The 17,579-nt window shown below is 69.9% G+C and carries 15 protein-coding genes; 3 read left to right on the top strand and 12 right to left on the bottom strand.

Annotated features, from left to right (window positions below):
• Positions 1 to 23: 23 nt before the first annotated feature.
• The 4 genes from ADY59_RS01270 to ADY59_RS01255 all read right to left on the bottom strand — a co-directional run bounded on the left by ADY59_RS01270 (position 24) and on the right by ADY59_RS01255 (position 3,634).
• A complete protein-coding gene (locus tag ADY59_RS01270) occupies positions 24 to 1,439 on the bottom strand; it encodes an MFS transporter (protein ID WP_082309757.1) in 1,416 nt (471 codons plus the stop codon).
• Positions 1,440 to 1,563: 124 nt separating this feature from the next.
• On the bottom strand, positions 1,564 to 2,463 hold the full coding sequence (locus ADY59_RS01265) for a class II glutamine amidotransferase (RefSeq protein ID WP_231618482.1): 900 nt from the start codon (positions 2,461 to 2,463) through the stop codon (positions 1,564 to 1,566).
• A gap of 23 nt (positions 2,464 to 2,486) precedes the next feature.
• Positions 2,487 to 3,005, bottom strand: coding sequence for a hypothetical protein (locus ADY59_RS01260; RefSeq protein WP_049556545.1), 519 nt, complete (start codon positions 3,003 to 3,005; stop codon positions 2,487 to 2,489).
• 134 nt (positions 3,006 to 3,139) lie between these two features.
• Positions 3,140 to 3,634, bottom strand: coding sequence for a DUF1269 domain-containing protein (locus tag ADY59_RS01255; protein ID WP_049556543.1), 495 nt, complete (start codon positions 3,632 to 3,634; stop codon positions 3,140 to 3,142).
• A 444-nt stretch (positions 3,635 to 4,078) separates the two neighbouring features.
• Between ADY59_RS01255 and ADY59_RS53865 the strand changes: the two genes are divergently transcribed.
• The gene (locus ADY59_RS53865; protein ID WP_442937656.1) at positions 4,079 to 4,642 is read left to right on the top strand and encodes a DUF7144 family membrane protein; all 564 of its coding nucleotides are present in this window, start codon (positions 4,079 to 4,081) and stop codon (positions 4,640 to 4,642) included.
• A 90-nt stretch (positions 4,643 to 4,732) separates the two neighbouring features.
• A complete protein-coding gene (locus ADY59_RS01245; protein WP_049556541.1) occupies positions 4,733 to 4,918 on the top strand; it encodes a hypothetical protein in 186 nt (61 codons plus the stop codon).
• Here the strand turns inward: ADY59_RS01245 and ADY59_RS01240 are convergent.
• The 7 genes from ADY59_RS01240 to topA form a co-directional block, all read right to left on the bottom strand.
• On the bottom strand, positions 4,904 to 6,064 hold the full coding sequence (locus tag ADY59_RS01240; RefSeq protein WP_082309756.1) for an AI-2E family transporter: 1,161 nt from the start codon (positions 6,062 to 6,064) through the stop codon (positions 4,904 to 4,906). The genes ADY59_RS01245 and ADY59_RS01240 overlap by 15 nt on opposite strands.
• 267 nt (positions 6,065 to 6,331) lie before the next feature.
• Positions 6,332 to 7,153 carry a PSP1 domain-containing protein gene (locus ADY59_RS01235; RefSeq protein ID WP_442937658.1) on the bottom strand — a complete coding sequence of 274 codons (822 nt, stop codon included), beginning with the start codon at positions 7,151 to 7,153 and terminating at the stop codon, positions 6,332 to 6,334.
• Positions 7,154 to 7,238: 85 nt separating this feature from the next.
• Positions 7,239 to 8,411, bottom strand: a complete 1,173-nt coding sequence (locus ADY59_RS01230; RefSeq protein ID WP_049556539.1) for a DNA polymerase III subunit delta' — start codon at positions 8,409 to 8,411, stop codon at positions 7,239 to 7,241.
• A 10-nt stretch (positions 8,412 to 8,421) separates the two neighbouring features.
• The gene (gene tmk / locus ADY59_RS01225) at positions 8,422 to 10,464 is read right to left on the bottom strand and encodes a dTMP kinase (RefSeq protein WP_049556538.1); all 2,043 of its coding nucleotides are present in this window, start codon (positions 10,462 to 10,464) and stop codon (positions 8,422 to 8,424) included.
• Positions 10,465 to 10,566: 102 nt separating this feature from the next.
• Positions 10,567 to 11,058: a helix-turn-helix domain-containing protein gene (locus ADY59_RS01220; RefSeq protein WP_049556535.1), complete on the bottom strand. Its 492-nt coding sequence runs from the start codon at positions 11,056 to 11,058 to the stop codon at positions 10,567 to 10,569.
• 72 nt (positions 11,059 to 11,130) lie between these two features.
• A complete protein-coding gene (locus ADY59_RS01215; RefSeq protein ID WP_231618481.1) occupies positions 11,131 to 12,342 on the bottom strand; it encodes a metallophosphoesterase in 1,212 nt (403 codons plus the stop codon).
• A gap of 54 nt (positions 12,343 to 12,396) precedes the next feature.
• Complete coding sequence (topA, locus tag ADY59_RS01210) at positions 12,397 to 15,087, bottom strand: type I DNA topoisomerase (RefSeq protein ID WP_082309755.1); 2,691 nt, start codon at positions 15,085 to 15,087, stop codon at positions 12,397 to 12,399.
• 192 nt (positions 15,088 to 15,279) lie between these two features.
• Between topA and ADY59_RS01205 the strand changes: the two genes are divergently transcribed.
• A complete protein-coding gene (locus ADY59_RS01205; protein ID WP_049556531.1) occupies positions 15,280 to 15,465 on the top strand; it encodes a DUF5703 family protein in 186 nt (61 codons plus the stop codon).
• Between the two features lie 92 nt (positions 15,466 to 15,557).
• On the opposite strand, the gene ADY59_RS01200 is transcribed toward ADY59_RS01205, so the two are convergent.
• Positions 15,558 to 17,471 (bottom strand): chaplin family protein, encoded by a 1,914-nt coding sequence (locus ADY59_RS01200; RefSeq protein ID WP_049556529.1) that lies wholly within the window; start codon positions 17,469 to 17,471, stop codon positions 15,558 to 15,560.
• Positions 17,472 to 17,579: the final 108 nt, after the last annotated feature.

The following is a 17,579-nucleotide window of genomic DNA, read 5'->3' as shown; positions in this document are numbered from 1 at the left end:
ACCTCGTCACCGGCACGGCGAGACTATCCCCGGCCGGCGGGGAGCCGGATGGCGGCAGCGAGGCCTACCAGGGCGAATATCCCAAGGGCGATCATGGCAAGGGCGTACGAACGGTTTCCTTCAGCCAGCCCGGAGATGAGGATCGTGCCCGCGATCGCCGTGCCGAACGACGAACCCAGGTTGGAGACGCTGCGCGACAATCCGGAGATCTCGCCTTGTTGCACTTCGGGAAAGCTGGACTGCACGACGTTGACCGACGGGGTCAGCATCACCCCCACGCCCAGCCCGATCAGCAGCAGCCCCGGCGCGAAGGCAACGACTCTGGACGACGCCCCCACCAGGGCGAGCAGGACGCCGATCCCCGCCACGGTCATGACGAATCCCGAGGAGATCAGAGCCTTCTGCGAGTGCTTCCTGGAGAGCCGCTCCGCGGCCAGCGACGTGAGCAGGACCCCCACGGTCGCCGAGGTGAAGATGACACCTGTCTCGATCGCGTTGTACCCCCGGACCGTCTGGAGGAAGACCGCGACGACGAAGGACGTCCCCATGAGAACCAGCCACTGCATGTTCTGGGTGACCAGCCCGAGATTGGACGTACGGTTCCGGAACAGTCCCGTCGTGAGCAACGGCTCCTTGCCCGCCCGTTCCCGGGAGCGGATGTGCAGGAAGAACCAGATCAGGAAGCCGGCTCCAGCGATGAGCAGCGCCGCCATCAGCGCGGCGTCGCTGCCGGCCTGCAGGATTCCGAACACCACGAGAAACATGCCGATCGCCGACAGGACCGCCCCGGCGGCGTCGAAGGGACGGGTCGGATCCGGTGCGACCGGGTCGGCGATCCGGCGGCTGAATCGGACGATCACCAAGACGACCAGCGCCTGGAAGACGAACGCGGCCCGCCAGTCGATCGCCGTCGCGATGGATCCACCGATCAGCGGGCCCGCCGCCGCTCCGACCCCGCCCATCCCGCTGATCAGGCCGAACGCCCGGGCCCGCGACTGGATGTTGTCGAACGCCATCGTCGCGAGAATGTAGACGGGTGGGATCAGCAAGGCGGTACCCACCCCCTCGAACACCGAGTTGCCGACGATCAGTACGGCGAGGCTTGGTGAGAGCGCACTGATCAGGGCGCCGATTCCATACAGGATGAGTCCCGCGAGGAAACACCTCTTGCGGCCCCAGCGGTCGGTCAGCTTGCTGCAAGGGATCATGAGCACCGCCATGATCAACAAGAACAGCGTGATCGTGCCCTGCACGCCCTGCACCGTCGTGTCCAGGTCCTCGCCGATGTCGTTGATCATCACGTTCATGTTGGAGCCCGCGAAGCTGCAGATGAACTGGGCGAGAGCCAGGGGGATCAGAGGGCTCTTCGCGGTGGCGTCCGAGCCTCGGGAGGCGGAGGTTCCGGTCACGCTCCACCCCGCCGCCGCGCTTCCGGCCATCGATCATCGGCAGGCGGGCCCGGGGCGCTCGCCGGATCAGCCGCCGGGCCATCGGCCCATCCGGACGGCAGGCGCGTCACGGTGGCTCGGGCGTGCCGTCTCGCGGTGAGCGGCAGGCGGCACCTCACCTCCCCTCCGACGAGGGAGTGAAGGGGTTGATCGTCACCTCTCCGTGGCGAATAACCCCATAAGAGCTGTCGGGAATCTCGTTCCACGTGCCTGCGAGGTCACGAAGCGGCTCGGAGACGACGAAGCGTGTCCCCGCTCCCAACTGCCGCAGAGTCTCCAACTCCGGATGGAGCAGCCGTACCTGGGAGATGTCCGTGGAGTAGAAGAGCGATGCCGGACGTCCCGCGCTGGCATGGCGGAACATCCAGACGGATTCACCGTCCGTCGTGGCCACGGTCATCTGGACGGGAGGAGGGACGCCGTGGAGCCGGGCGACATCTTCCACCAGCCCGACGGCCCGGGCCACCGCGCTCGGCGGGTCGTCGGCCAGCCCGAAGGTGAGCGCCAGGAAGAACAGGAGCTCAGAATCAGTCGACCCCTCGATGGCGGGGTAGAGCGACGGCTCCACCGCCATGGACAGATCACGTCGAAGCTCACGGAATCCTTCCACGACGCCGTTGTGCATCCACAGCCAACGGCCGTACCGGAACGGATGACAGTTGCTGCGCTGCACCGGGGTGCCGGTCGAGGAACGGATGTGCGCGAACAGAAGGGGGGTGCGGATCTGCCGCGCGATCTCCCGCAGGTTCCGATCGTTCCATGCGGGCTCGATGCTCTTGAAAACGGCGGGTTCCGTGCCCTCGCCGTACCATCCGATGCCGAAACCGTCCCCGTTCGTGGTCGTCACCCCGAGCCGGGCGTGCAGGCTCTGGTCGATGAGCGAGTGCACCGGCCGGAACAGCAGGTCCTCGGCGAGGATGGGGTCTCCGCAGTACGTCATCCACCTGCACATGGTCACCTCGGGCTCGAACTGGCTTGGTCGGAAAGGCGAAAGACCGGACACCGTGGCGGTCACAGCGGTTTCCGGCGGACGAACCGTCAATGGTGGAATGCCGCCTTCAGCGCCACGATGACCAGCCCGAGCAGCAGGTTGACCGCGCTCGTGACCAGGACCACCCGCAAGGAGGCGCCGATCCCCACAGCCGCCGCGGCCGCCCAGCCGACCTGCCCGGCCACCGCGACCGCGAGGGCCAGCCACGCGGTGCCCTGCGGTCCCAGACCCACCAGCGGGCCGACAATCACGGCCGCGGCCGGCGGGACGGCGGCCGTGACGATCGGCCATTCCTCCGCGCCAGCCCTGCGCACCTCGGCCACGCGTATGGTCCGGTAGACCGTTCGGGCACCGAACAGGCGAGCGTGCACATGGGCGGCCCAGAACACGACGCTGGTGCCCAGGAGCAGAATGATCATCTCCAGGCGCGGGAACCTGCCGAGCGTCCCGGCACCGGCCACCACGGAGGCGGCGAGCAGTGATCCATAGACGGCACCGGTGTAGTCCCTGTGGGCGCCCTCGGCCGCCGGCCGAGGGCTGTCAGCTGGATCGGGTACCACTCCCATAGCGGCCTCTCATGGTGGTGGCCGGACCGGCCAACGGAGAGTTCTCACATCGCGCACCCGTGGCAGGACGGGCGGCCTGCGCGTCCAGGCGGCGCGCACCATCGGATCCGTGGTCACGTCGACGCGGATGCCTGTCAACGGACGCCGGTGCCCTCCATCATCTCGCGCAGTTGTGCCTCCTCCTCGCGGTTCAGCGAGGTCTGGATGACATGTCCGCCGTACGGCTGGATCTCCGGAATGACCTTGTCCGGAGTGCTCCGCACGACCAGGACGAACAACGCGGCGGTGCCCGGTTCCAGCGTGTCGGCGAGTTCCCTCATGAATTCGTCGTTGACACCGGCGTCGGCCATCGCGCTGCCGGCCGCCCCGGTGGCGGCGCCCAGCGCCATGCCGAACAGCGGCATGAAGAACAGCATCCCGATCAGGCCGCCCCACAGCGCCCCACCGGCTGCCCCCATTCCGGTCGTGCCCTGGGTCTGGTGCAGCTTGATCGTGCCGTTGGCCCGGCGTTCGACGACGGCCATGTCCTCCATCGTGATCAGATTCTGCCGTTGCAGGTCAGACAGGCGATCACGCACGGCGACGGCGGTGGCGACGTCCGGGTAGGAGATCGCGATGAGGTTGCTCACTGGGTCTTTCCTTCTGATCGGATGCGTCGACGAGCGGTGCGGGGCCGTACGCCGACGGCAGGCGATCGGCGGCAACGTACGGTTTCGATGGGATCCTGCGGCAGAACACCCGCAATGGCGCTCCTCCCTGCTCCTGGTGATCCCCCTTCCCCATCGGGCGGGCCCCCACAAAGAGGTAAAAAGATGCAATAGGCAACCTGCGCATCTTTCGAAACCTGAAGCAACGACTTAGTGACATTGCACGATTTTCACGAGCGAGCGGGGACCCTTCCGGCGGTTCCTCCACCCGAGGGCATGTTCACATTATCCGCATTTGGCGATATCTGAGAAGAATGCGAGGTATGTCGGGGTAAGACTGGTAGCTGACAGGAACGGCGACAAGGGGCAAGAACTGCCCGCACCGCCGAGTTCCCGGAAAGCGCGCGGACGAAGGCCGCCACGAACATGGGTGGCCCGGAAGCTCCGCCGCGCGGAGGGGAGTCGAACATGGAACACCCGCGTGACGCGCGAACGCAGGAGGCCTCCCGCGACCAGGCCCCGCCGGTGCCCCAGCAGCGACAGGACCCGCAACTGGCACAGGCCCGACCGGCGGAGACAGGGCCCCGGCCCACAGGCTGGATCGGCTGGGTGATCTTCGCTGGAGTCACGATGATGGTCCTGGGATGCTTCCAGGCCCTGATGGGATTGGTGGGAATCTTCAACACCGACTTCTATCTCGTCACCGCGAACGACCTGGCCATCCCGGTGAACTACACGGCCTGGGGCTGGATGCACCTGATCATGGGTGTGATCGTCGTCCTCGCCGGTGCGGCCGTCATGATGGGGAAGGCTTGGGGGCGTGCGGTCGGCATCTTCCTCGCGGGCCTCCAGGCGCTCGTCAACTTCGCCTGGATCCCCGCATACCCGCTCTGGTCGATGGTCGTCATCGCCGTCGACGTCCTGGTGATCTACGCCCTGGCCGTCCACGGCAGGGAGATGAAGGCGTTCGACCGCGGTGACGCCTGGTAGGCGTCTCGCGGTTCGGCGAGGCGGCACGGCGGGGGCAGCGCCCGCCGGTGTCGCCTTCCGTCGGCGGACGGCGAGATGAAGGAGCATGCGGTGCACAAGGTCGTCCACATCCGGCCACTCGATGACGCGGTCGGACACGAGGAGTCGGCCGACTGCCTGTGCGGCCCCGTCGGAGAAAACGTGTACGCACGGGCTACGACACAGGTCTTCGGCATGATCTACCGGCACCATGCGCTGCGGCCCTGTCATTCCTGGGAGGCCTCAGCCGAGATGTGAGCCCTTCGGTGGCGCCGAGTCCCGTTCGCCCTTCGGCGGCTCCGGTTCCTCAGGCACTGCCTCCTGCAACTCCTGACGAATGGCGAATGTGTCGACCAGGGAGAGCAGCATGGCCACCACGGGGACGGCCAGCAGCGCGCCCATCGCGCCGAACAGCGACGCGCCCAGGATCACGGCGGCGAAGGACACCCCCGGGTGAATGTCCACCGCCCGCGAGCTGATCTTCGGCTCCAACGTCAGGTTCTCCACCTGCTGGTACAGAACGCCCCAGGCCAGTGCCGCCAAGCCGATCCAGGGGCGGGACGACACCAGCCCCACCACCACCGGCAGGGCGATGGAGATGTAGGTGCCGATGGTGGGCACGAGTTGGGCGACCAGGCCCGTCCAGGCTCCGAGCGCGAGCCAGGAGGGCATGTCCAGCGCCAGGAACACCAGAGCCGAGGCGGTGCCGTTGATGGCGGCCAGGATGAGCCGCGAGGAGACATATCCCCCGGTCTTGATCGTGGACACGTCCCAGATGCTGATGAAGACCTGCTGGAACCGGCCGGGCAGCAACTGCGCGACCCACCTGCGCAGCCTCGGTCCGTCGGCCGAGAAGTAGAACGCCAGCAGCATCAGGGTGAACAGGTTGAAGACCGTTCCGGTCACCGTCCCCAGCAGGCCCAGCGCGCCGTCGAGCGCACCCTGCGCGTACCCGGCCGCCTGCTGCGGGGTCAGGTTGATGGATTCGAGGATGTCGGAAATCTCATATCGGGTACCGAAACGGGTGTTGCACCACTCGACAATGCCGCCCACCGCTCCGGGCAACGCCCGCAGCAGTGCCGCCACCTGCTGCACGAACATGTTGCCGAACATGAAGAGGAAGATCACGAGAGCGAGGATGGACAGCGTCATCACCAGCAGTGTGGCTCTGCCTCGGGGCATGTACCGCGACAGCCGGCGCACGGCGGGTTCCATGGCCAGGGAGAGGAACCACGCCATCACCAGCATGGCGATCAGCGAACCCGCGTCGGTGACCACGAACCGGAGGAAGAGCACCACGGCGACGACGGCCGCGACGGCGAGCCCGGATCGCCAGACGTTGGCAGGTGAGAGCAGCACCCGTACTGCGGACACGCCGTCGCTCGGCACCGCCGGCTGCTTCATGGCTCTCCAGGGATCTCGCTCGCACCTCCTGTGACCGCCCGGGGACGACAGTGCCAAGCGGCCCCGGTCCCGGCATGCGGACATCAGCTTCCGCGCGTTCGACACCGGCGCTGGGCCTGTCAGGGATCGGACACGGAAAGTGACGTACCCAACGTACGACGCCCGGCTGGTTCAGCCGGGCATCTACCGGCTGACCGGCTTGTCGGCGAGCTCGCCACGCAGGCGTTCAGAGCGATTCGGCAGTGCGCATGGGCACGACCTCAGCGGTCATGCCTGATCCGGGCCGTAGGTGGAGTCGTACGCCTTCCGGGGGCCGCACACGCTGGCCTTGGAGCAGGCGCAGCGGCGGCCGCCGTCGTTGAGGCGGACGACCACCGAGTCCGACGGGACGTTGTGCCCCACGACCGTGCCCGGCCCCTGCGGCGTGTCCACGCTCACGCCGACCCGGGGTGCCGAGGCGCGGAACTCCTGGTAGAGCGGATGCTCGTACTTGAGGCAGCACATCAGCCGCCCGCAGGCGCCCGCGATGCGCAGCGGGTTGACCGGGAGGTCCTGATCCTTGGCCATGCGGACGGAGACCGGCTCGAAGTCCTTGAGGAACGTCGCGCAGCACAGGTCGCGTCCGCAGGGACCGATGCCGCCCTGCAGGCGGGCCTCGTCGCGGGGACCGATCTGCCGCAGCTCGACGCGGGCTCGGAGGTTGCGCGCCAGGTCTCGGACGAGGGCGCGGAAGTCGACCCGGTGCGGCGCCGAGAAGTAGACCGTGTAGACGTTGTCCTGGTCGAGGTAGTCGACGCCGACCACCTTCATGGGCAGCGTGTGCCGCTTGATCAGGCGTTTGGACACGCTGCGCGCCTCGGCCCGGCGGCGTTTGTTGGTCTCGTCGCGGGACAGGTGCTCCTCGCCCGCGGGCCCCGCGCAGACCGGCAGGCCGTCGATGTCCTCACTGGTGTACTGCGGCGCCCAGACGCACTCGGCCACCTCGGGCCCGGCGTCCGTCGGGACCAGCACCTTGTCGCCCACTTTGGGGGTGTGCGGGCCGGGGTCGAGGTAGTAAAGCCGTCCGTAGCGGGTGAAACTCACGGCCATGATCATCCCCATGGGCTCGTGCTCGCCTCCTGACAGCGTCGGGGACACGTACCTGCCACAGTACGCGCCGCGCCGGGCAGGAGCTTTACGCCCGTAGCGACAGCATCATGGACTCGACGGCGATCTGCGGGTTGACGTTGAGGTCCAGGCGCTCGCGACAGCGCATGATCGCGTCGATGCGGCCCAGCGTCTCCTCCGGGGTGGACACCTTGGCCACCTGGTCCAGCTCGAAGCGGAGGTCGTCGTTGGCCAGCTCGACCCCGGCGCCGAACTGCATGGCCAGCACGTCGCGGTAGAACGACACCAGCTCCAGCAGCGCCGCGTCGAGGGAGTCGCGCTTGATGCGGGTCGCGCGGGACTTCTGCCGGTCTTCCAGGTCCTTCAGCGCCCCGGCGCCGCCCCGGACGAGGCCGCGGTTGAGGCCCTTGCCCGTGGAGCCCTCGCCGTAGATCTTGCGCAGCTCGGTGGTCTCGTTCTCGTTGAGCGCGGTGGTGGCCGCGGCGGCCTCCTCCTCGGCGGTCTTGACCAGCCGCTCGGCGGCGCTCACGCACTCGCCGACGCCGGTCAGCGACCGGGGGATGGACAGCACGGCCTCACGCCGGCGGCGGGCGCCCTCGTCCAGCGCCAGCGCGCGGGCCCGGCTGATGTGCCCCTGGGCGGCGCGGGCGGCGAACTGGGCGGTCTCCCAGGGGACGCTGTCGCGGGTGGCCAGCACGTGCGCGACCGCCTCGGTGCCCGGTGTGGTGAGGGTGACGAGCCGGCAGCGGGACCGAATGGTGATCATCAGGTCGTCGGGGGCGGGCGCGCAGAGCAGCCACACGGTGCGCGGCGGCGGCTCCTCGATGGCCTTGAGCAGGGCGTTGGCGGCGGACTCCGTGGCCCGGTCGGCATCTTCGAACAGGATGACCCGCCACCGGCCCTGGGTCGGCGCGCCCGCGGCCCGCAGGATGAGCTCGCGGGTCTGCTTGACGCTGTAGGACAACCCGGCGGGGCGTACGCACTCCAGGTCGGGGTGGGAGCCGATGAGCACCTGGTGACACTGGTCGCAGTGGCCGCAGCCGCCGTCGGGGCAGAGCAGCGCGGCGGCGAAGGCGCGGGCGGCCTCCTCCCGGCCCGAGCCGGGCGGGCCGGTGAACAGCCAGGCGTGCGTCATGCCGGCGCCGCGGCCGCCGCGCACGGCCTCGGCCGCGGCCGTCGCGGCCCGCGACAGCACGGCCGTCGCCTGCGCCTGGCCTACCAGGTCATCGAAGACACCCACGGGGTCAAGGCTAGTCGCGGATGGCGGGCATCGTGCCCGTGATGTCTTCGGACGCCCGGGGCACCGGGTCGGGCAGGATCTCGCGGACCCGGTCCTGGATGGTGCGGGTGATGTGGTCGGGCGCCAGGGTGCCGTCGACGACCAGGTAGCGCTCGGGCGCGGCGGCGGCCAGTGCGCGGAACTCCTTGCGCACCCGCTCGTGGAACTCCAGCGGCTCCGACTCGATCCGGTCGGCGGCCCCGCCCAGCCGGGTCAGCCCCACCTCGGGCGGGGTGTCGATGAGCACGGTCAGGTGCGGCACCAGCCCGCCCGTCGCCCAGGCGTTGACCTTGGACACGTCACCGGGGTCGAGCGAACGCCCGGCGCCCTGGTAGGCGAGCGAGGAGTCGACGTAGCGGTCGCACACCACCAGCGCCCCACGGTAGAGCGCGGGCCGGATGACCTTCTCCACGTGCTCGGCCCGGTCGGCGGCGTAGAGCAGCGCCTCGGCCCGGGCCGACAGCCCGCGCTCGGCGGCGTCGAGCAGGATGGCGCGCAGCCGCATGCCGACCTTGGTGGCGCCGGGCTCGCGGGTCTGCACCACGTCGTAGCCCTGGTCGCGCAGCCAGATGGCGAGCATCCGGGACTGGGTCGTCTTGCCGGACCCCTCGCCGCCTTCGAACGCCACGAACAGCCCGGGCACGTGCTCGGCGGGCTCGGCCTTGAACCGCTCGCCGCGCAGGGCCGCGATCAGGTCTTCGGTGAGCGGGACGCCCTTGCGGTCGTCCATGTGGCGCAGCCCGAGTATGCCGACGAGCGTGGCCACCACGCCGCCGATGAGCAGCACCAGGTTGGTGCCGCTGAACTCGTAGGTCAGGTCGCCGAAGGTCAGCAGGTGCTCGCCGAACAGCGCGGCCAGCGGCGCGGCCACGGCGACGACCAGCAGCAGCGTCACCCGGGCCGTCGACTGCAGGAACGAGAACGTGCGCCCGCGCAGCCCGTCTTCGACCTCCAGGCCGATGAGCGTGTAGCCGATGATCCAGGCGATGCCCGCGCACGCCCCCAGCGCCGCGGTCAGCATGACCACGATCACCAGGTTGTGGATGAGCGCGATGGCCATCAGCACGAGCCCGGCCACGATGAGCGACAGCCCGAACAGCCGCCGCCGCGACAGCTCGCGCAGCAGCCGCAGCCCGAAGAACATGCCCAGCGCCATGCCGACGAAGACGGCGCCGAACACCACGCCGTAGGCCGCGTCGCCGCCGCCGAGCGCCACCACGTAGATCTTGGCGACGCCCACCACCGCGCCGCCGGCCGCGAACGCGCCCAGCATGCCGATGATCAGGCCGCGCACCAGCCGGTTGCCGCCGACGAACCGCCAGCCCTCGACGACCTGCTTGAGCACCGACGGGGTCGAGATCGCGCCGTCACGCCGGGGGATGTCGCGCAGCGTGAAGATGAGGAACGCCGACACCAGATAGGCGAGGGCGTTGACGACCAGCGCCAGCGCGGTGGCGTCGACCCCGGACAGGAACGGCACGAAGTTGCGCCCCACGTCGCCTGCCACGGACAGGACGGCGAACAGCGCGGCGGCGACCGGCGCGCTGCCGTAGGTCACCATCAGGTTGAGCTGGTTGGCCGACTCGAGCTGCTCCTTGGGCACCAGGTTGGGGACGGTGGCGTCCTTGGCCGGGACCCAGAACAGGTTGACGCACTCGACCAGGACCGTCGCGACGATGACCCACTGGTAGCTGCCGACGATCGGGATCGACAGCACGACGGCGAACCGGGCCAGGTCGGCGGCGAACATCGTCAGCCGCCGGTCGAACCGGTCGGCGAACGCCCCCGCGAGCGGCCCGAGCAGGACGGCGGGCAGCATCTTGGCGACGAACACGCCGCCGATGGCCAGCGACTGCGTGCGGTAGTCGCCCTGGGTGAGGTTTCCGGCCATCGCGGTGAGCGCCAGGATGTTGAGCCAGTCACCCAGGCTGCACACCGACATGGCCGTCCACAGCCGGCGGAACGGCGCGTTTGCCAGCACGTGGGCCTGTCGGCGGCGGCCAAAGACGGTCATGATGTCAGCGTATCCAGGTAAGAGGGAGCGACGAGTCGGATATAACCGGCTGTGCGCCGGTGAGTGCACCGTTCATGAACACCATCTTCGATCCCAGCTCCGTCAGTCACCGCGCCGCGCCCGCTCGACCAGTGGCGCCCAGGCCGTGCGGACGGCCACGGGCAGATCGAGGTCTTCCCACAGCTCGACGAGCAACACCCCATCCACGTGATCGAGCAAATCCTGCGGCCCGCCTTCGCACAGCAGCGCCGTGTAGGCCGCTCGGCGTTGCTCGCGGTCGGCCAGATCGTAGACCCGGCCGCCGTGGGCCACAATGCCCAGGGCCACGGCGATCGGCAGCCGGGGGAGACAACTCGGCACAGAACCGGCGAACTCCACCTTGGGCTCCAGGGCGAGCCGGAATCCGGCGGCGTCGAGGATGCGCCCGGCGGTCTCCAGGGTGGGGGACTTACGCCCGTGCTCATAGGCCGACAGTGTGGTGCGTGAGGTGCCGCTGCCCTCCGCGAGCTGCTGCTGGTGCAGCCGCGCGGTGTGGCGGGCGCTTTTCAGCAGCATCGCGCCGTGCTCGGCCCAGAACTTGACGTCGGGCTTCATCCGCCACCTCCAGTGGTATCCGTTCGGATACTACTCTAGATTAGCCCAGCGTGACCACTGCTATGCGTAAAGTCAGCGCAGCTCCAGCATAGTGATCTCGGGCGGCGCCCCGACGCGCACCGGCGGCCCCCAGAACCCGGCCCCGCGCGTGACGTAGACCGGCATGCCCTTGACCGTGCCGAGCCCCGACACGACCGGCTGCTGCAGGGGGACCACCAGGTTGAACGGCATCATCTGCCCGCCGTGCGTGTGCCCGGAGAGCTGCAGGTCGACGCCGTGTTCGGCGGCCTGCTCAGCCTGCAACGGCTGGTGCGCGAGCAGCACGGCCGCCCGGCCGGGGTCGCGCCCGCCGAGTGCCTTGCCGAAGTCGGGCCCGTCGTCCATGGCGACGCCGTTGAGGTCGTTCACCCCGGCCAGGTCCAGCACGGCGCCCTGGTGACGGATCTCCACCCGCTCGTTGCGCAGCGACCGCACCCCGAGCCCGGCCAGCTCCTCGACCCACTCGCCGGGCCCCTCCTCGGTGAAGTATTCGTGGTTCCCGGTCACGAAATAGGCCCCGTAACGGGACTCCAGGTGCTGGAACGGCTTGGCCAGCCGCCCGAGCGCGGCCACCGAGCCGTCGACCAGGTCGCCGACGATCGCCACGACGTCGGCCTCCATGCCGTTGATCATGCGCACGATCCGCTCGGTGTGCCCGATCCCGGTGAGCGGCCCCAGGTGGATGTCGCTCACCACGGCGAACCGCAGCCCGCGCAACCGCTGGTCGAGCCCCGGCAGCGTCACCCTGACCGGCTCGATCACCGGGTCGCCCAGCGCCACGGTCGCGCCGTACCCGACCGTGCCCAGCGCGCTGACGCCCGCGACGGCGGCGGTGGCCCGCCCCAGGAAGAGCCGCCTGCTCATGGCGTCGGCCGCCGGCTCGGGCGCCTCCTCGGCCACCACCGGGCCGGCTCCCGCGGACACCAGCTCGGCCACCGGCGCCCGGCGCGCCGCGCGCCGGCGCGTCACCAGCGCCACCACCGCCCGCGGCACCTCCAGCACCACGAGGAACACGAACAGGTAGAACATCAGCGCGATCCACAGGAAGCCCGGCCAGGCCAGCCAGTGGAACGCCTCGACCCGCGACCCGACGAACGTCGCCACCACGAGCACGAACAGCCCGGCCACCGCGAAGCTCAGGCTCCTGCGCAGCCTTCCCGGCCGGGTGGTGGAGCGCACGAGCCTGTGCCACAGGTAATAGTGGACGGCCGTGACCACAGCCACCATGAAGAAGACGAAGACCACGCCGTCATGCTACGAGCGCCCGTTCGGGCCCGCGTACGGCCGCTGAGAGGGCTCTCAGGACTTGGCGGCGGGCTTCTTCGCGGGCGCCTTCTTGGCCGGCGCCTTCTTGGTCGTCTTCTTCGGCGCGGGCGCCCTGTCACGCCGCTCGGCCAGCAGCTCCGCCGCCCGCTCGATGGTGATCTCCTCCACCGTGTCGCCCTTGCGGAGCGAGGCGTTGGTCTCGCCGTCGGTCACGTACGGCCCGAAACGGCCCTCCTTGACCACGACCGGCTTCTTGGAGTTGGGGTCGTCACCCAGCTCGCGCAGCGGCGGCGCCGCCGCCGCCCGGCCCCTGCCCCGCTGCTTCGGCTGCGCGAACAGCTGCTTGGCCTGCTCGATCGTGACCGTCAGCAGGTCCTCCTCGGACCCGAGCGAGCGCGAGTCGGTGCCCTTCTTCAGGTACGGGCCGAACTTCCCGTTGTGCGCGACCACCGGCTCACCGTCGAGCTCGCCCACCTCACGCGGGATCGTCAGCAGCCGCAGCGCGTCGTCGAGCGTGATCGTGTCGAGCGACATCGTCTTGAACAGCGAGCTGGTGCGCGGCTTGGGGGCGTCCGCCTTCTTCGTCCGCTTCTTCGGCGCGCCCTCGGCGGGCGGCGCCTCCTCCGGCAGGATCTCGGTCACGTACGGACCGAACCGGCCGTCCTTGGCCACGATCTGGTGCCCCGTCACCGGGTCACGGCCCAGCTCGCGGGCGCCGGTCGGGCGCGAGAACAGCTCCTCGGCCTTCTCGGCGGTCAGCTCGTCGGGGGTCATGTCCTCGGGCACGTTGACCCGGGCGCCGTCGCGATCCAGGTACGGGCCGTAGCGGCCGACGCGGATGACGATGTCGGTGCCCCGGATCGGGAACGAGCTGATCTCCTTGGCGTCGATGTCGCCCAGGTCGGTGACCATCTCCTTCAGGCCCTCGTCGCCGTCGGCGCCGAAGTAGAAGCGCTGCAGCTCCGGCACCCGCTCCGCCCGGTCGTTGGCGATGTCGTCGAGCACCTTCTCCATGTCGGCGGTGAAGTCGTAGTCGACCAGGTTGCCGAAATGCTGCTCCAGCAGGTTGACCACGGCGAACGCGAGGAAGGAGGGCACCAGCGCGGTGCCCTTCTTGAACACGTAGCCGCGGTCCAGGATCGTGCCGATGATCGACGCGTACGTCGACGGGCGGCCGATCTCGCGATCCTCCAGCTCCTTGACCAGCGACGCCTCGGTGTAGCGGGCCGGCGGCTTGGTCGAGTGACCCGCCACGTCCAGCCGGGTCGCGCTCAGCGCGTCGCCCTCGGCCAGGTTGGGCAGCCGCTTCTCGGAGTCGTCGCGGTCGGTCGACGGGTCGTCGTGGCCCTCCACGTACGCCTTGAGGAAGCCGTAGAACGTGATCGTCCGGCCGGAGGCGCTGAACTCGACGTCCTCGCCGGCCGACGACCGGCCGGCCACCTTGACCGTGACCGACTCGCCGACGGCGTCCTTCATCTGCGACGACACCGTGCGCTGCCAGATGAGCTCGTACAGCCGGAACTTGTCGCCGCTCAGCCCGGTCTCGCCGGGCGTGCGGAACTGCTCGCCGGACGGCCGGATCGCCTCGTGCGCCTCCTGCGCGTTCTTCACCTTGCCGGTGTAAACGCGTGGCTTGTCCGGGACGTACGCCTCGCCGTACAGCTTGATGGCCTGCGAACGGGCGGCGGCGACGGCGGTCTCCGACAGCGTGGTGCTGTCGGTACGCATGTAGGTGATGTAGCCCTCTTCGTAGAGGCGCTGCGCCACCTGCATCGTGTACTTGGTGGAGAAGCCCAGCTTGCGGCTGGCCTCCTGCTGCAAAGTGGTCGTCCGGAACGGCGCGTACGGCTTGCGGGTGTAGGGCTTGCGCTCGACGGACTTGACGGCGAACGACGAATCGCGCAGCCGGCCCGCCAGCTCGCCCGCGGCGGCCTCGGTCAGGTGCAGCACGTCGTTGTTCTTGAGCAGGCCGGTGCTGGCGAAGTCGCGGCCCTGGGCGACCCGCTTGCCGTCGACGCCGCTCAGCGTGGCGGTGAAGTCGCGCGGCCGCTCCTCGGCCCTGCCGGTGTCGAACAGCGCCTGCAGGTCCCAGTAGTGGGCGGCGGTGAACGCCATCCGGTCACGCTCGCGCTCCACCACCAGCCTCGTCGCCACCGACTGGACGCGGCCCGCGGACAGCCGGGGCTTGACCTTCTTCCACAGGACCGGGCTGACCTCGTAGCCGTAGAGGCGGTCGAGGATGCGGCGGGTCTCCTGGGCGTCGACCAGGCGCAGGTTGAGGTCGCGCGGGTTGGCCACGGCGTTGCGGATGGCCTGCATGGTGATCTCGTGGAAGACCATGCGGTGCACCGGCACCCGCGGCTTGAGCACCTCCTGGAGGTGCCAGGCGATGGCCTCGCCCTCGCGGTCCTCGTCAGTGGCCAGGTAAAGTTCGTCGGCGTCCTTGAGCAGCTGCTTGAGCTTGCTGACCTGCGAACGCTTGTCCGCGTTGACCACGTACAGCGGCTCGAAGTCGTGCTCCACGTTGACGCCCAGGCGTGCCCACGCCTCCCCCTTGAACTTCTCGGGGATGTCGTCGGCCCGCTCCGGCAGATCGCGGATATGACCGATGCTGGACTCGACGATGTAGCCGGCGCCGAGGAATTCGCCGATCTTCTTCGCCTTGGCGGGCGACTCCACGATCACCAGGCGTGTTCCGCCGGCGCTGCCGTTGTTGGCTGGCACGCTGCTTCCTACCTCGCTGTTCGCTCGCAATTCCCCCTGCCGGGAGCCGGCACAGATCTGAAAGGTAACCCGACTCGCGGATTTTTCCTTCCCCCGGGGCTACCCACTAGCTTCCGGGTCCACCCACAAGCACGCAGAATAAGGGCCCATCGAGACGCATGGCGCCCTGACTCACCCTGGAGACTAATCGTTGTGCTCGACTACTCCTACATGGATATCTTCATTCCGCGCGACCTGTCCCGCGAAGCCGCACGTCAGCTGCTGACCGAACACGCGGAGTACGGCCAGTGGGAGCTCGCGCGGGTGCGGTTGTATCCCGACGGGAGCCGCCGCGTACGGCTGCGCCGGAAGATCGTGCGTGTCCGCAGCACACTATGACAAAGGCTTTGCCCGCCCCGGGCCGCGCCCCCGGAACGGGCAAAGCGTCTATCGCGCACTACCCGCCGGCTGCGGGCAGTGGCCGTGTGCGGCTACTTCCGGCCGAGGCGGAAGCGGCGGGTGGTGGCGAACAGGGTCGCCGAGGCGGCGCACATGGCGCCCAGCACCAGCGCGAACAGCGAGCCGGTGGACATCCCGGTGACGCCGGCCGGCTGCGCGGCGCTCATCAGGCCCAGGTCACCGGTGGGCAGGCCGCCGGTCGCGGAGCTCACGGCGCCGCCGACCGGGGTGGAGGCGACCAGCGCGGTCGCCGGCTCCAGCGCCGACACGGGGCCGGTCGCGGCGGAGGTGCGCTGCTTGCCCTGCACCGCCGGCTTCTTGCCGTGCTGCGCCGGGGTGGCGGGCTGGGCGGGCACGCCGGGCAGGCCCGGGACCTCGGGCAGGCCGAGCTGGCCGGTGACGTCGCCGACGACGGGCAGCGGAGGCAGGCCGGAGCCGCTCATCTGCTGGGCGACGCTGCCGACGTCCTGCAGACCGCTCAGCGCGGGCACCGCCGGGAGCGCGGGCAGCAGGCCGCTCGCCTGCGCGTTGCGGACCTTGCCGCTGTGGCGCATGTAGTGGCCGTAGCCGCCGTCGTGCGGCGGCGTGCCGACGTTGGCCCCGCCGAGGCACCCGGCGGCGGCGTCACCCAGGACGGCCACGGCGTTGCCGCAGACGTTGACCGGGGCGGTGATCGGCGCGATCACCTGGTTGCCGGCCAGCACGCCGGACCTGCCGGAGGTGACGTTGCCGCCGCCGCCCACGCCGTTGTGGGGATAGACGTGCGCGCCGCCCTTGCAGTGGGCCTCCGCCAGGCCGAGCGCCGCGACCGCGTTGCCGCAGGCGTTGATCGGGGCCGTGATGGGAGCCACGACCTGGTTGCCCGAGCCGACCCCGGAACGCCCGGAGGTGACGTTGCCGCCGGCGCCCTTGCCGCCGTTCTTCACCGAGACGCCGCCCTTGCACCCGGCGAACGCCTCACCGAACACCGCCACCGCGTTGCCGCAGACGTTGACCGGTGCCGTGACCGGGGCGACCACCTGGTTGCCGCTGAGCACGCCGGACCTGCCGGACGTCCGGTTGCCGCCCGCCCCTGAGCCGGCCGCGGTGTTGCGCACCGACGAGCCGCCCTCGCACCCAGCCGGCGCGTTGCCGACCGCGTTGCCGCAGGCGGTGACGGGCAGGCTGATCGGGGCGATGACCTGGTTGCCGCTGCCCGCGCCGTAGCGCCCGTCGGTGTCGTTGCCGGTCGAGCCCGGGTGCCGCGAGCTGTGGTAGTGGTGCCCGTGCCCGCCGCCGTTGGTGACGGACGAGCCGCCCTTGCAGCCCGCGAACGCCTCGCCGAACGCGGCCACCGAGTTGCCGCAGATGTTGATCGGGCCGCTGATCGGCGCGATCACCTGGTTGCCGCCGAGCGCCGAGGCGCGACCCGACGTGGTGTTGCCCCCGACGCCCGTGCCGGTGTTGTGCACCGAGGCGCCACCCTTGCAGCCCGCCGTGGCGTCACCGAAGATGGCCAGCGCGTTGCCGCACGCGTTGATCGGGGCCGAGATCGGCGCGGTGACCTGGTTGCCGCCGATCAGGCTGTGGTCGCCCGAGGTGCGGTTGCCGCCGGCACCGCCCTTGCCCGAGGTCTTGACCGTCGAGCCGCCGGTGCACCCGGCGTCGGAGCTGCCGAACAGCGAGACCGCGTTGCCGCAGGCGTTGATCGGGGCGCTGATCGGCGCGTTGACCTGGTTGCCGCCCAGGACGCTGGATTCGCCGGAGGTCTTGTTGGGGATGCCGCCCTTGCCGGTGTTGACCACCGACGCGCCCCCCTTGGAGTTGGCGCTGGACTCGCCGGCCGCCGCGACCGAGTTGCCGCTGATGTCGATCGGCAGCGAGATGGGCAGGTTGACCTGGTTGCCGCCGCCGAGGGAGGAGTCGCCGTCGGTGTCGGCGAGCGCGGTGCCGCCGCCGAATGACATGACCGCTACCGCGAGCAGAGCCGCTGGAGCCGAAGCCTTCGCCCACGTACGCATAATGGATGCTCCTACTGATTTCTTGGGGGATTACCTGACAGCTCGCGCCCAGCC

It is taken from the genome of Nonomuraea sp. SBT364 (assembly GCF_001083785.1).
GTDB lineage: Bacteria > Actinomycetota > Actinomycetes > Streptosporangiales > Streptosporangiaceae > Nonomuraea.
Note: the sequence above shows the minus strand (reverse complement) of the source record. Positions and strands in the feature narration are given on the sequence as shown.

Bases quoted from the DNA above. Each gene is read 5' to 3' on its own strand.
- tmk (WP_049556538.1), bottom strand. From the start codon at position 10,464: ATGACCGTCTTTGGCCGCCGCCGACAGGCCCACGTGCTGGCAAACGCG.
- ADY59_RS53865 (WP_442937656.1), top strand. From the start codon at position 4,079: ATGGGTGGCCCGGAAGCTCCGCCGCGCGGAGGGGAGTCGAACATGGAA.
- ADY59_RS01270 (WP_082309757.1), bottom strand. From the start codon at position 1,439: ATGGCCGGAAGCGCGGCGGCGGGGTGGAGCGTGACCGGAACCTCCGCC.
- ADY59_RS01220 (WP_049556535.1), bottom strand. From the start codon at position 11,058: ATGAAGCCCGACGTCAAGTTCTGGGCCGAGCACGGCGCGATGCTGCTG.
- ADY59_RS01200 (WP_049556529.1), bottom strand. From the start codon at position 17,471: ATGTCATTCGGCGGCGGCACCGCGCTCGCCGACACCGACGGCGACTCC.
- ADY59_RS01235 (WP_442937658.1), bottom strand. From the start codon at position 7,153: ATGGCCGTGAGTTTCACCCGCTACGGACGGCTTTACTACCTCGACCCC.
- ADY59_RS01260 (WP_049556545.1), bottom strand. From the start codon at position 3,005: ATGGGAGTGGTACCCGATCCAGCTGACAGCCCTCGGCCGGCGGCCGAG.
- ADY59_RS01240 (WP_082309756.1), bottom strand. From the start codon at position 6,064: ATGAAGCAGCCGGCGGTGCCGAGCGACGGCGTGTCCGCAGTACGGGTG.